Genomic DNA, 12177 nt, shown 5'->3' on the forward strand with positions numbered 1-12177 from the left:
CGGCCTGAAGATGAAGGGCATCGACAAGGCCACGCGCTACGCCACCGCACGGCGCTACATCGAGATGGTTGGCCTCAGGGGCTTCGAGGATCGCTTTCCGAAGGCGCTCTCGGGGGGCATGCGCCAACGCGTGTCGATCGCCCGTGTGCTCGCCAACGATCCGGACGTGATTCTGCTCGACGAACCGTTCGCCGCGCTCGACGCGATGACGCGTCAGGTGTTGCAGGAAGAGCTGCTCCAGATCTATCAGAAGAGCGGCAAGACGATCGTCTTCATCACGCACTCCATCGACGAAGCGCTGATGCTCTCCACGCGCATGGTGATCATGAGTGCACGCCCGGGCCGGGTGGCCTGCGATCTGCCGAACGATCTGCCCATGCCGCGCGACGCTCAGGTGCAGCTCTCGCCGCGCTACAACGAACTCAAGTCGCAAATCTGGAACACCGTACAGACCGAGGTCATGCGCAGTCTGGAAAGCCAGGCCGCGTAACTTCCGGCAAGCCCCCGCATTTCTATCGTCATGCCCTCCAATCAAGTCACTCCCTCCCGCCTCGCGCGGGACACCTTTCCCGCCTATCAGGCGGGATCTGGCTGGAACGCGCTGCTGCCGGCGCGCATGCCTCACACCCGAGCGCCGGTGGCCCGCAGTTTCGACGTCATCGTCATCGGCGCAGGCTTCACTGGCCTGGCCGCCGCGCGGCGCGTGGCCGAACTTCGCCCCAACGCCACGGTGCTGGTGATCGATGCCACCACCATCGGCGACAGTTCGGCCGGGCGCAACTCGGGCTTTCTCATCAACCTGCCGCACAACACCGGGATGGGTGGACATGGCAGTCCGCTGGAAGTTGCACGCAAGCAGATCCAGCTCTACGACACCGGCCTCAAATGGCTGCATGAACTCGTCACGACGCACGGCATCGACTGTGGCTGGAACCCTGCCGGCAAGTACCACGCGGCCGCAACACCAGACGGCGAGCAACGCTTGCGCGACACGCTCGTGCAATACCGCGAGTGGGGGGTGACGTACCGCGAACTGTCGCGCGACGCGCTGCAAAGCGAGATCGGCACCGGCTATTACCGCTACGGTTATCACTCCGACAGTAATGTTTTCGTGCAACCCGCAGCGTTCGTTCGCGGCCTGGCCGACAGCCTGCCCGACAACGTCCGGCTGTGGGAGAACGAACCCGTCGTGTCGCTTGACGGTAACGGCCCCTTCACAGTGACGACCGCGACGACGCAACTGAGCGCCGCGCAGGTGATCGTCGCGAACAACGGCTTCGCGCGCAAGCTGGGGCTCGCGCGCGATCGTGTCTTCACGATCTACACGTATGCCGCCATGACGCCGGCACTGCCCGCCGACGAACTCGCCAAGCTGGGTTCAGCCCCCGAATGGGGCGTGATTCCGGCGAACCGGCTAGGCACGACGCTGCGCAAGACGCTCGGCGGCCGCTTCGTTGTGCGCAGCGCCTATTCGTACGAGAAGGAACGTCCGATGGCCGAGGTCGGCGCCATGCTCACAGACGCGTATCGCCGTCGCTATCCCCAGATGGCCTCGCACAAGTTCGAGTACGTCTGGGGGGGCGTCACGGCCCTCACCCGCAATGGCGCGCTATATTTCGGCGAAGTGCGCAAAGGGCTGTTCGCCTCGATCGGATGCAATGGGGCGGGCGTGCTCAAGGGCAGCATGTTCGGCAAGCTGCTCGGCGAGATGGCCTGCGGCCAACAATCGCCCGAGCTATCCGATGCGCTGGGCTTCGAGCGGCCGACCTGGCTGCCGCCCGAGCCGATCCGCCGTGTGGCGATTGTCTCCGCAATCCAGTATCAGAAGCACCGGGCCGGTCTGGAACGATAGCCGCGCCGTCGCCGCTCACGCCCCGTCAGAGCGACCTCAGAAGTCGCCATGGCGCGGCGTGCGGGTGGCGGCCTGATGCACATGCCGTAGGACGAATTGCTACACTGCACCCCTGCGGCGAAGGCCGCGTTTTCGATAGGGTCTCGCTGATGTACATCGTCGAACTGACTTACCTGCAACCTACCAGCGCCATTGACGCGCAGCTCGAAGCCCACCGCCAGTTTCTCGCCACGCAGTACGAACGCGGTCTGTTCATTGCATCGGGGCCGAAACAGCCGCGCAATGGCGGCGTCATCATCGTGTCGGGCAAGGTCTCGCGCGACGAACTCGATGCGATCCTCGCACAAGACCCCTTCCACGTTCATGCGCTGGCCGACTATCGCATCGTCGCGTTCGACCCGGTCAAGTCTCATCCGCAAATCACCGATCTGCTCTGATCGCCCGGCACCTGCAGGTGCCGGAACCCGCCATTTTCATGACCGCTCGAGACTTATCGTGGCGCGCATAGCGCCGCGTCTCATGCCCTGAGCGAAAGACGCGCCTCCAGGCCACCGCCCTCACGATTGCGCAGCGTCAGTGTGGCGTCCATGGCCTGCGCAAGCTGACGAGCGATGGCGAGCCCCAGGCCGGTGCCACCGGTATGGCGATTGCGCGACGTTTCCAGACGCACGAACGGCGCGAAGACCGCATCGAGCATGTCGTCCGGAATGCCCGGTCCTCGATCGCACACCACCACGTCGATACCGTTCACGCTTCGTGTCACGGCCAACTGCGCTTCATTGCCGTACTTGAGCGCGTTGTCGAGGAGATTGCCGACAATGCGCCGCAATGCCTGGGGACGCGTCACGATTGGATGACCGACCAGCCCCTCGAGCGTGACGGGCGAGCCCGCGTCGGCGTAGTCGCACACCAGGCTGTCGAGCAACGCATCGAGATCGACCTTGCAAGGCGCTTCAGACGCGCCGTGCAGCGTGCGTGCATACGTCACCCCTTCCTTGACGAGGGACTCCATCTCGCGCAGATCCTGCTGCAGGCGCACCGCCGATGTCTCGTCGTCCATCGTATCGACCCGCAAGCGCATCCGCGTGATCGGCGTTTGCAGGTCGTGCGAAATCGCGGCAAGAATCTGCATGCGCTCGGTCATGTAACTGCCGATGCGGTCCTGCATGGCGTTGAACGCCCGCGCCGCGCGCGCAACTTCGGACGGGCCGTCTTCATTCAGACGCTCGGCGCGCAGATCCGGGCCAAGTGCGTCGGCCGCATTCGCCAGCGCGTTCAGCGGACGCGTCGCCACACGCACGGCCAGCCAGCAGCAACCGGCGATCATCACCAACTGCAATATCAGCACGGCCGGCAGCCAGCCGGAAAGCGGGAGTGTCGGTGTCGGAAACACGTCGATGGTGAGTGGCGAGCCGTCGGTAAGGCGCAGGTGCACCTGAAGCCGGTCAGGATCGTTGGGCACGCTGTTCACTGTCAACGGATACGACACGCCGATGGCGTCCCGAATCACACGGGCGACCTGTACGGCGAGTCCTGCGTCGGGTGTGCCGCCGCGCTCCCCGTCCCCCAGTTCGAAACGATAGCTGCGCCGCGCCAGACGCGGCAGCCATTGTGCCCGCTCGGCAGGGGGCAGATGGTCGAGCAACGCGACCGAGCTGGCGACCTCGCTCTCGATGTAGACGCTCATCATGTTCGACGTCACGCGGTTTCGCTCGGTCATCGTGAGCCAGAACGAAAGCGCCTGTACAAGCGCCAGACCAACAAACAGGATGAGGGCGAGCCGCGCGAAGAGCGAGCGCGGCCAGTGCAAGCGTGGCCGGCGAAGCGCCGGGGACGGCGTCGGAGACGGTGTCATTCGGGGGCGGCAACCACAGTGACCGCCGCGCAAAACACATAGCCTTCGTTGCGCAACGTCTTGATATAGCGGGGCTCACGCGCACCGTCGCGCAAACGCTGACGCAAGCGACTGATGAGCAGATCGATGGAGCGATCGAAAGCGTCGGCCTGCCGCCCCTGCGTGAGGTTGAGCAACTGGTCTCGCGTGAGCACCCGTTGCGGGTGATCGAGCAGCACACGCAGCAACCGATATTCCGCGCCGCTGAGCGCCACTTGTGTGCCTTCGGTATCGAGCAGATGTCGGGCCGTCGTATCGAGCTGCCATTCGCCAAAGCCCAGGATCTCGGCCGTCTCGGTAATCTGCATCCCCGGCGGAAGCATGCGGGTGCGGCGTAGCACGGACTTGATCCGGGCCAGCAATTCACGCACAGCAAACGGCTTGGCAAGGTAATCGTCTGCGCCCATCTCCAGCCCGACGATACGGTCGGTCTCTTCGCTGCGTGCGGTGAGCATCAGCACCGGCACCGCCTTGAACTTGCCCGCGCGCAGTTCGCGGCACAGCACGAGGCCGTCTTCGCCGGGCAGCATCAGGTCGAGCACGATCAGGTCCGGCGGGCCGTCGGCCAGCACCGCCCGCATCTCACGCCCGTTCGCGGCAACGCTCACGCGCATGCCGTTCTTTTCGAGATATTCGGCCAGCAGCTCCCGAATACCGCGATCGTCGTCGACGATCAATACATGATCGATCTTTTCCATGCGCGCGATTATAGCGATGACGGTTGAGTACGGCGGCCCTTGCCGCCGCCGGGCAAAGCCGGGCCGGTGCGACGCCGCAAACGCGCCGTTGCCGGCATCACCCGGCGGCTGGCCGGCGCGAGATCGCATTGCAGCGGACGGATGACTTCGGTGCTGAAGCCGCCTGCCAGAAAGGCGATCAGACTGAGCAGGCGTCTCATGCGTGCGCCACCACGGAGAGCGTCCGGCCGTCGGCCACCGACGCGTCCAGCGCGTAGGGATCGACGCCTTCCAGACAGCCGATGTTCGCCCGCCACATGCCAGGTGCAGTGCGCGACGCGTGGAACGGGTAGATACCGCAATGCCTGCAAAAGTAATGACGGGCAACGCGGGTATTGAACTGGTAGCACGTCAGGTCTTCCGCCCCCGACAGGATATGCAGGTTGGCCTCGGGAAAGGCGGGTGTCATCAAAGCCCCCTTGCGCCGGCAGAGACTGCAATTGCAGCGGGCGGCCGGCTCGACCGGCGTCTGGACTTCGAATCGGACGGCCCCGCAGTGGCAGGACCCTTGCAACCATTCGGACGACATTTCGCGACTCTCCTGTGTGCCCGCGCCGGCGGCGCGATCGCTGAGTGCTTTATAGACCAATCGCCGCCGTCGTTTGTATCACTGTGTATCTGGCGGCGGTCCGGATACACGATATTGCCGAAATGGGCATCGGCGAACACATGGCAGATACGCCCCGGCAGTGAAATACGGTCACTGACTCATCCAAAACCGTTGCACCGCTCTCAGGAGAAACCGCCATGCTGACGCTGCTCAGAAGTGCCCTCGTCGCCCTTACCCTCACCGGCCTTGCCACTTGTGCCCCGTCGCAGGCGCGTCCGATGACCGCAGGGGCGGCGCCGGAATTCACGGGCGTGGACAACTGGCTGAACAGCCAGCCGCTCACGCTCCAACAACTGCGCGGCAAGGTCGTGCTGGTCGATTTCTGGACGTACTCGTGCATCAACTGTATCCACACGCTGCCATATGTTCAGCAGTGGTACAAGAAGTACAAGGATCAGGGACTGGTGGTGGTCGGCGTGCACACGCCGGAGTATGCGTTCGAGCGCGATACGGGCAATGTCAGCGACGCCATCCGGCGCTTCGGCATCACCTACCCGGTCGCGCTGGACAACCGCTACGCCACGTGGAAAGCCTACGACAACCTGTACTGGCCCGCGTTCTATCTGGTCGATAAGTCAGGGAAGATTGTCTACACGCATTTCGGTGAAGGCGATTACGACAAGACCGAGGCCGCGATCAAGGCGCAGCTCTCGGCCGCGCAATGATCAGTGGCGCGACGATTCGTGCTGCCGGCAGAGCACATCGAAGTTCTGCGCAAGGTCGGCCAGCGAGATCGCGCCAAACCGCGCGATGAGGATGGACTCCGCCTCGCGCAACGCACCATCGAGTGCCGCATTCACCGCGCGCTCGACGGCGCACTCCGGATTGTCGCTCTCTACCCCGATGGCGAAGATGTGCGGTCCGCCAACCGCGCGATGGATATCGAGCAGGGTTACGTCGTGCAAATCGCAGGCGATGGACCAGCCACCGCCGTGCCCTTTGTCGGAGCGCACATAGCCCGCCTCGCGCAGGCCCGCCATGGTGCGTCTGACCACTACGGGATTCGTGCGCAGCATCTGCGCCAGTTGCTCGGAGGTGAACGGCGCATCGTGCCGCGCCATGTGCAGCAGCACGTGCAACATGCGCGAAAGCCGGCTATCGCTCCTCATCGTCGCCTCAGCTATCGAGCACCTGACGCGCAAACCAGGCGTGAATGAGGCCGCTCTGGAAAAACCGTACCGGCCCGTCGAAACCGCCCTCCCGGATGATGTCGCTCACCGCCTCGGGCGGTACCACCGCCACCTGAGAGCCGTAGATCGCCTTCGCACGCTCGCGTGCCTCGGGGCTCACCGACACCATCTCGAACCAGACGTCGAGCAACCGGCTTCCGGCTTCCGATGTCATCTCGCAAGCCAGATCGGCGCTCGCAAGATAGCCGCCCGGACGCAACCGCTGCGCTATGGCGCGGAAGAACCCCCGTCGTGCTCCAGGATCGGTCACGAACTGGGAGACGAGAATCGCCGTCGCTGCGTCGAATGGCACAGCCGCCGGCAGCGAATCCAGATACCCCTGATGAAAGACGCACCGCGACGCGATGCCCTCCGCCTCGGCCTTGCCGCGAAAGACGTCGAGCATCGGCCCGGACGGCTCCACTGCGGTAAAGCGCCAACCGGGATGGCGCTCGGCGAGCGACAGAATCTCCGCCCCGGTGCCCGCCCCGACGCACAGCACATTGGCCGCTTCCGGCAATGGCGCAAAGACGCTGTCGAGCACTAGTTGCAGCGCCTCGCGCAATGGCGCCAGCGCTTGCCACGTCTGATCGTACGTCGCCGCGTGCTGGTCGAACATCGCTATCGTGTCTTGCTGCATGGCTTGACTCCATTTTCACGTAACATTTGATGTTCCATCATGCCATGCGAAGGAGATGCCGCGCAAGCGCATCGGTTCCCTGAGGCCCACATGCGCAATGGCAGCGACTTCGCCTCGCGCGCGCGGCCGGCACCTCGATAACGGTGACGCAGCCTATGCCCGCGATGCACGCACGGGTTGTTTTTGGTTGTTGTGCTCCAATTCCCCGATTGGTGAACGTACGGCCGCAGCGCCAACATCAGTCGCGGTGCCGGTTTGCGCGCAGATGTCACTTATCTGGCACCTCCCTCGGGTGGTTGAACATCGGCGATCCCCTTTCTACGCTCCATCGGTGGAACGCGCTCCGGCGTTTCGCGCGCGGCTGACAAGCCGCTGCCTTCGAGGCCGTCGTCGCACGAGATCGACGGCATTCAACGCAGTCTTTCGTGGAGAAACACATGTCAGAAATTACCGATGTACTGGTGAGCATCGACACCAAAACGATTGTCGACCGGTACGGCAAGAACTCCAGCATGGCGAATCCACCGCTCATCGATTTCAAGCACGTCTTCATGATCGTGACGCAAAACAACGTGGTGAGCGGACAAGCGGGCGGCGAGCTGGATATTGCAGCCACTGTCGGGGACGTCATCCGGTGGCGCGAAAGCTCGCTCTCACTGGGCTTCGAGCAATCGTGCATCTTCTACAAGTTCGTCGGCAATCAAGGCAATGATCTGATCTCACCGCCCTCGCCGCGTGAGGCCGAAGTCACCTTGCCCGTGCCGAACCCGCCGGACCCGACCAAGCCGAAGAAGCAAAAGTGCTCGAACTACTTCTGGTCCTGCGAAACGCTCAAGACCGGGCGCGTGACCTATCACTTCCAGTTCATGATCCTCGACCGCAGCGGCAATCTGTGCGGCTGCTACCAGTGGGATCCGTTCATCACCATCCGCAACAACTGACCCAGGCCGGGCCGCGATCCGTTTCCCGCAGGTATACCGCAACGCAGGGTGCCGGATCGCGGCAACGCAATGACAGCTCACGGCAAGGAATTCCCATGTCCGATGCACGCACCTCCAGCGCCGGTAGTGAAACCCGCGCCTTCGCCGATGTTTTGCTTGTCATCGATGCGGTAATGCTGCTCGACCGGTACCCCGACGCGGCGCACAACCCCGTGGATATCGAAGGCGACGGTTGCTACGGACTCGCGCCCGACAACGTTGCGCTTCATGGCATCTGCGCGGCACCGTGGCCTATCGATGTCCGTGCCGGTGACCGCCTCCGGCTGCGCTGGACGTCACTTGCCATGCGTGGCGAACACGCCGTGCTGCTCCAGCTCTCCGTGGATGACGAGTCGACACTGGGCGGTCTGGAAATGCATGTCGATGAGCACGCTACGCGCTATGCGCCGCAGTCGGGCGCCCCGCAGGCGCCTGTCGCCCGCGAGGCACCGGATGCCTTCTGGCAGGCCGACGTCGTAGCAGGCGGCACGGCCGAACTGAACGTCGAGGCCATCGTCACGGACCGCGACGCCAACGTCCTCGCCCGGTTTCGCTGGCCGCTGCCGGTGGTCGTGCCATGACACACGCCAGTGCCCGCTCGTCGCGCCCCCAAGGCGCCGGCGGGCCTGTATGTGCTCGAAGGAAAGGCCGTCTATCGTCTAAATCAGAACTGGGGAGAAGTGGAAGCCGGTGACTTCATGTGGTCGCGATGACAATCGCCGCGCTACCGTTCGGCGGTCATTACCTTGTCGACATTCTTGCCGGCATCGCACTGGCCGCCGCCGTGCTCTGGATGTCGCCGCGCGGTGGACTGCGCCGTGTCCGCTCACGTCAATCGCCGTAACCCCGGAAGCGTCCGCACAACTTGAATACGTCCTCCGTATAGGGCGTGTCCTTGACTTTGCAGTAGCGGCTCGCGAGCTTCATCAGTTCCTTGATGTCGCGTCCGCTCGCCTGTGGATAGCAACTGGCGAGCGCTTCGATCAACGCGTCGTCCAGATAAGCACCCACCTGCTCGGCCTGCATTCGCCAGAGCCGCCGCGCATCCTCCCGGCACGGTAACTCGTAATGAATCGTCGCGATGCAGCGCGACAGGATGGCGTCGTCCACATCGCCGATCCGGTTGGTCGTCATGAACAACAATCCGTGGAAATACTCCAGAGAGCGCAGGAACTCGGCGACGATGGCGTTGTGCTCGAGATCGTTGTCGCGCCGGCGGATGTACACGTCGGCTTCATCGAGCAACAGAATCGCATTCCAGCACATCGCGCGACGCAGAATACTCATGAGTGAGGCACCCACAGACGCCGCCGTCGTCCCCAATTGCCCCGAATGCACGCGGTACAGCGGCTTGCCGACGACCTCCGAGTAAATCTCCGCCGTGAGTGTTTTGCCCAGTCCGGGCGCCCCCTGACAGAGAATCGTCGCACCGCCCGATTTACCGGGGACGAAGTCCGGCATCATCACGTCCATGTTCGACGTCAGGATGTCGATCAGGTCGTGATGATGCGCAGGCAACACCAGCTTGTCGCGCAAGCCGGGCTGGTACTCGTACTCGGTCATGTTCTGCACGTGCACCCAGAGATTGCGATGCCAGTCCAGATGGAATACGTGCACATAGCAATGCAGCGGAATTGTCTCGAAGGCGTGATCGATCTGTGCCTTGCGCCAGAATTCGGCGTCGCACGACATCTCGAAATTGCGCTCCAGACGAGCTTCGTCGTTCACACACTTCGCCGTCGTGCCCTCCACCACCCGAATCAACTCCGTCGCCCCCTTCGGATCGACCGAGAACGCCGCACGGCGAAGCACGAACTGTGCCCCGAACGCGCGCTGCACCCGTAGAAACCGCTGCGCATGCTGCTCGTACTCGTGTTTGAACTCGGCACACTCTTTGTAGAAGCCGAACTCCGCGAGCAACTCCGGAATGGTGCGATTGGCGATGTCTTCGCGCGTGAAGACCAACGACGTGGTCATGCCCGAACGACGCAGACGATGCTCCGTCAGATTCGAATTGGCCGACTGCATGGTGTTCGCCAACATGTCCATGACGACGTAGGGCGAGCCCTGGTCGGGTTCCACGTAGCGCAGACGGCGCACCAGCCACGGCAGCAATGCGCCGTCGCGATGACGCTGGTACACCCAGCCGTCGATGACGTCGCGCGAAAGATATGCCACAAGCCCCGGCACCAGCTTGTCCAGATCCGGAATCACGCGCGCCTGCGGTGCGTTGTAGACATTGTCGAGCGCGAGCATCTGAAACATCAACGCACGTTCGTTCTGTGTCTTGCTCAGGACATAGAGCGTATTGAGCGACTTGGCATCGAACCATTGGCTCGACACCATCATGTTGCCGCGACACACGCCGTAGGCCGTCAACTGCTTGCCCAGCGGCGAATCGGCGCCGATCAGTTGCATCAGCGGATGAATCAGTGACTCCGGAATCTCGAAATCCATGAACGGCACTCCCCGTGTCGCGTTTGGTCCGTGCGCACATTGCCCTATGGCTGCGCGCCTCTCAGATGAGGAAGAAGTCGACGGCCTGCGCCACGACGCCCGGCTCGATAATGTGCAGTCCGTCGAACTCGACGTATTGCACGTCGTAGCCCGCTGCCTTGAGCTTGTTGGCGTTCTGCCGGCCGCTTGTCGCGACGGGCAATTGCTCGTCGCTCAGCCCGTGCGCGATGAATATCCGGGGTTGCCCCTCCTGCACGAAGACGGACATGAAGCCGCCCGAGAACGCGATGACATGGCTTGCGATGTCACCGTTCGTCACACCGATCGATAACGCGTAGCTCGCGCCATCCGAAAAGCCCGCGAACGCCACACGGCCGGTGTCGATGCGATACCGGGCCGCCACGTGGCTCAACGCGAGTTGCAGGCGCTCCAGATCGGGGCCGTTGCCGCCGATCACGATGTCCCACGTCGGAAAGATCGAATGCGGCGCGAGCACGAGAAACTTGTGCTGCTCCGCATGAGGCTCGATGAACGGCAGCACCTTTTGCGGAAATCCCCCCGCGCCGTGGAACATCACGAACAGCGGGACGGGCTTGTCCGCCGGCAAGTCGGACGGCACATAAAGCACCGCGTCGCGGTGCTCGCTCAAACCCAGCGAATGACGGCCGGGAACCAGCGAGGATGGCGTGAGGGACGAGGCAGAAGCCAACGCGGACGCAATGACATCCGGCGGCATGCGTCCGAACAATGAAGGGTCGAACATGGCGCGGTGAGTGTCTCGTGATCGTTAAAATTATTGATATATTGTATATCAATAATTTTCATCGAAGCCACCCGCCATTTGTTTGCGTACAGGCTTATCCGGCCATGTAGGCGGACAATCCGGCCACTAGCGCGTCGAACACCGCCTTGCAACGTGCACTTTGACGCAGGTCTTCGTGCATCGTGACCCATGTCGGCAGCTTGAACCGGAAGGCATTCGGCAATACGCGCACGAGCCTGGCATCGCGCCTTGCCAGTGGTACCTGACACCCGCCGATGCCGTAGCCTGCCCGGATCATCGCCAGTTGCGCCAGATCACTATCGGCACGAAACGCGAAGGCGTCGCGCGACCACAGGGGAACATTGCGTGTGGCTTCGCGAAGAAACGGTGTCATCTGGTCGAAACCGATCAGCGCGTGCCGGGCAAGCTCGGTCATCGACGACGGGGTGCCGTAGCGCGTCAGGTAGTCGTCGCGTGCGTGCAGGCCGATGTCGATGTTCCCCACGCGGCGCGCAATCAATGCATCCTGCTGCGGGGCCGCCATCCGCACGGCAATATCGACCTCGCGATGCAGCAGATCCTGGATGCGGTTCGTGGGAACCAATTCAAGCGTCAGTTGCGGATGGGCGCGCCGTAACGCACTGAGGATCGGCGGCAACACTTCCACGCCGACAACCTCGCTCGCCGAAATGCGTACGACACCGTTCACCCCGTCGCCATCACTTGCCGCCGCTCGCTCGAAGGCCAGCGCCGTGTGCTGCATCGCCAGTGCGTGGGCACGCAGCGACTCTGCGGCGTCCGTTGGCAGCAAACCCGTTTGCGAACGCGTGAAGAGCGCCTGCCCCAGCGCCGCCTCCAGTGCCGCGATATGGCGGCCTACCGTGGGCTGCGTAATGCCCAGTGCCCGTGCGGCGCCCGACAGCGAGCCCTCGGTCAGCACGGAGAGAAACGTCCGGTATAGATCCCAGCTCAGATTTGCCGTCATACAAAAATGTATAGCCGATAGATGATTTCAGGCAATTTTATTTGAATTACCTCGCGCGGAGAATGGCATCACCAACAACGATCAAGGAGC

General features: G+C 63.1%; 16 protein-coding genes and 1 pseudogene. 8 read left to right on the forward strand and 9 right to left on the reverse strand.

Annotated features, from left to right (window positions below; translation table 11 throughout):
- From PCO31110_RS06390 to PCO31110_RS06400, 3 genes are all read left to right on the forward strand, one after another.
- A partial coding sequence (locus PCO31110_RS06390; RefSeq protein WP_150689938.1) for an ABC transporter ATP-binding protein occupies window positions 1-490 on the forward strand: 490 nt, incomplete at its 5' end.
- Window positions 491-520: 30 nt separating this feature from the next.
- Window positions 521-1852, forward strand: coding sequence for an NAD(P)/FAD-dependent oxidoreductase (locus tag PCO31110_RS06395; RefSeq protein WP_150689939.1), 1332 nt, complete (start codon window positions 521-523; stop codon window positions 1850-1852).
- A gap of 149 nt (window positions 1853-2001) precedes the next feature.
- Window positions 2002-2289, forward strand: a complete 288-nt coding sequence (locus PCO31110_RS06400) for a YciI family protein (protein ID WP_010807927.1) — start codon at window positions 2002-2004, stop codon at window positions 2287-2289.
- 80 nt (window positions 2290-2369) lie between these two features.
- Here PCO31110_RS06400 and PCO31110_RS06405 read toward each other — a convergent pair whose 3' ends face one another.
- The 4 genes from PCO31110_RS06405 to PCO31110_RS06420 are packed head-to-tail and all read right to left on the reverse strand — an operon-like array spanning window position 2370 to window position 5012.
- Complete coding sequence (locus PCO31110_RS06405; RefSeq protein ID WP_150689940.1) at window positions 2370-3707, reverse strand: sensor histidine kinase; 1338 nt, start codon at window positions 3705-3707, stop codon at window positions 2370-2372.
- The gene (locus tag PCO31110_RS06410; RefSeq protein WP_010807929.1) at window positions 3704-4444 is read right to left on the reverse strand and encodes a response regulator; all 741 of its coding nucleotides are present in this window, start codon (window positions 4442-4444) and stop codon (window positions 3704-3706) included. Before PCO31110_RS06410 ends, PCO31110_RS06405 begins: the two co-directional genes overlap by 4 nt.
- Window positions 4445-4452: 8 nt before the next feature.
- Window positions 4453-4644, reverse strand: a complete 192-nt coding sequence (locus PCO31110_RS06415) for a hypothetical protein (protein WP_150689941.1) — start codon at window positions 4642-4644, stop codon at window positions 4453-4455.
- A complete protein-coding gene (locus PCO31110_RS06420) occupies window positions 4641-5012 on the reverse strand; it encodes a GFA family protein (RefSeq protein ID WP_010807931.1) in 372 nt (123 codons plus the stop codon). The genes PCO31110_RS06415 and PCO31110_RS06420 overlap by 4 nt, the downstream gene beginning before the upstream one ends.
- Before the next feature lie 218 nt (window positions 5013-5230).
- On the opposite strand from PCO31110_RS06420, the gene PCO31110_RS06425 reads away from it, so the two are divergent.
- Window positions 5231-5758, forward strand: coding sequence for a thioredoxin family protein (locus tag PCO31110_RS06425; protein ID WP_150689942.1), 528 nt, complete (start codon window positions 5231-5233; stop codon window positions 5756-5758).
- On the opposite strand, the gene PCO31110_RS06430 is transcribed toward PCO31110_RS06425, so the two are convergent.
- A complete protein-coding gene (locus PCO31110_RS06430; protein WP_150689943.1) occupies window positions 5759-6202 on the reverse strand; it encodes an Rrf2 family transcriptional regulator in 444 nt (147 codons plus the stop codon). It lies immediately after the preceding gene.
- Window positions 6203-6209: 7 nt separating this feature from the next.
- Window positions 6210-6902: a class I SAM-dependent methyltransferase gene (locus PCO31110_RS06435; RefSeq protein WP_150689944.1), complete on the reverse strand. Its 693-nt coding sequence runs from the start codon at window positions 6900-6902 to the stop codon at window positions 6210-6212.
- 437 nt (window positions 6903-7339) lie between these two features.
- Here PCO31110_RS06435 and PCO31110_RS06440 point away from each other — a divergent pair, with 437 nt between their 5' ends.
- The 4 genes and pseudogenes from PCO31110_RS06440 (at window position 7340) to PCO31110_RS25615 (ending at window position 8726) form a co-directional block, all read left to right on the forward strand.
- Complete coding sequence (locus PCO31110_RS06440; RefSeq protein WP_010807935.1) at window positions 7340-7843, forward strand: inclusion body family protein; 504 nt, start codon at window positions 7340-7342, stop codon at window positions 7841-7843.
- Between the two features lie 95 nt (window positions 7844-7938).
- Window positions 7939-8463 (forward strand): AidA/PixA family protein, encoded by a 525-nt coding sequence (locus tag PCO31110_RS06445; protein WP_150689945.1) that lies wholly within the window; start codon window positions 7939-7941, stop codon window positions 8461-8463.
- A gap of 42 nt (window positions 8464-8505) precedes the next feature.
- Window positions 8506-8592: pseudogene (locus PCO31110_RS06450) on the forward strand ((S)-ureidoglycine aminohydrolase); the annotation flags it as partial.
- On the forward strand, window positions 8583-8726 hold the full coding sequence (locus tag PCO31110_RS25615; protein WP_174979366.1) for a hypothetical protein: 144 nt from the start codon (window positions 8583-8585) through the stop codon (window positions 8724-8726). The pseudogene PCO31110_RS06450 and the gene PCO31110_RS25615, both read left to right, overlap by 10 nt.
- On the opposite strand, the gene PCO31110_RS06455 is transcribed toward PCO31110_RS25615, so the two are convergent.
- The 3 genes from PCO31110_RS06455 to PCO31110_RS06465 all read right to left on the reverse strand — a co-directional run bounded on the left by PCO31110_RS06455 (window position 8714) and on the right by PCO31110_RS06465 (window position 12087).
- Entirely contained in the window at window positions 8714-10339 is a 1626-nt protein-coding gene (locus PCO31110_RS06455; protein ID WP_150689946.1) for an AAA family ATPase, read from the reverse strand. The genes PCO31110_RS25615 and PCO31110_RS06455 overlap by 13 nt on opposite strands.
- A gap of 61 nt (window positions 10340-10400) precedes the next feature.
- Entirely contained in the window at window positions 10401-11102 is a 702-nt protein-coding gene (locus PCO31110_RS06460) for an alpha/beta hydrolase (RefSeq protein WP_150689947.1), read from the reverse strand.
- A gap of 94 nt (window positions 11103-11196) precedes the next feature.
- Window positions 11197-12087, reverse strand: a complete 891-nt coding sequence (locus PCO31110_RS06465; RefSeq protein WP_150689948.1) for a LysR family transcriptional regulator — start codon at window positions 12085-12087, stop codon at window positions 11197-11199.
- Window positions 12088-12177: the final 90 nt, after the last annotated feature.

Origin of the sequence: Pandoraea communis (genome assembly GCF_902459745.1) — a bacterium.
GTDB lineage: Bacteria > Pseudomonadota > Gammaproteobacteria > Burkholderiales > Burkholderiaceae > Pandoraea > Pandoraea communis.

Coding starts and splice junctions, on each gene's coding strand:
- PCO31110_RS06420 (WP_010807931.1), bottom strand. CDS start 5,012: ATGTCGTCCGAATGGTTGCAAGGGTCCTGCCACTGCGGGGCCGTCCGA.
- PCO31110_RS06410 (WP_010807929.1), bottom strand. CDS start 4,444: ATGGAAAAGATCGATCATGTATTGATCGTCGACGACGATCGCGGTATT.
- PCO31110_RS06440 (WP_010807935.1), top strand. CDS start 7,340: ATGTCAGAAATTACCGATGTACTGGTGAGCATCGACACCAAAACGATT.
- PCO31110_RS06405 (WP_150689940.1), bottom strand. CDS start 3,707: ATGACACCGTCTCCGACGCCGTCCCCGGCGCTTCGCCGGCCACGCTTG.
- PCO31110_RS06395 (WP_150689939.1), top strand. CDS start 521: ATGCCCTCCAATCAAGTCACTCCCTCCCGCCTCGCGCGGGACACCTTT.
- PCO31110_RS06415 (WP_150689941.1), bottom strand. CDS start 4,644: ATGAGACGCCTGCTCAGTCTGATCGCCTTTCTGGCAGGCGGCTTCAGC.
- PCO31110_RS06435 (WP_150689944.1), bottom strand. CDS start 6,902: ATGCAGCAAGACACGATAGCGATGTTCGACCAGCACGCGGCGACGTAC.
- PCO31110_RS06465 (WP_150689948.1), bottom strand. CDS start 12,087: ATGACGGCAAATCTGAGCTGGGATCTATACCGGACGTTTCTCTCCGTG.
- PCO31110_RS06425 (WP_150689942.1), top strand. CDS start 5,231: ATGCTGACGCTGCTCAGAAGTGCCCTCGTCGCCCTTACCCTCACCGGC.
- PCO31110_RS06400 (WP_010807927.1), top strand. CDS start 2,002: ATGTACATCGTCGAACTGACTTACCTGCAACCTACCAGCGCCATTGAC.
- PCO31110_RS06460 (WP_150689947.1), bottom strand. CDS start 11,102: ATGTTCGACCCTTCATTGTTCGGACGCATGCCGCCGGATGTCATTGCG.
- PCO31110_RS06455 (WP_150689946.1), bottom strand. CDS start 10,339: ATGGATTTCGAGATTCCGGAGTCACTGATTCATCCGCTGATGCAACTG.
- PCO31110_RS06430 (WP_150689943.1), bottom strand. CDS start 6,202: ATGAGGAGCGATAGCCGGCTTTCGCGCATGTTGCACGTGCTGCTGCAC.
- PCO31110_RS06445 (WP_150689945.1), top strand. CDS start 7,939: ATGTCCGATGCACGCACCTCCAGCGCCGGTAGTGAAACCCGCGCCTTC.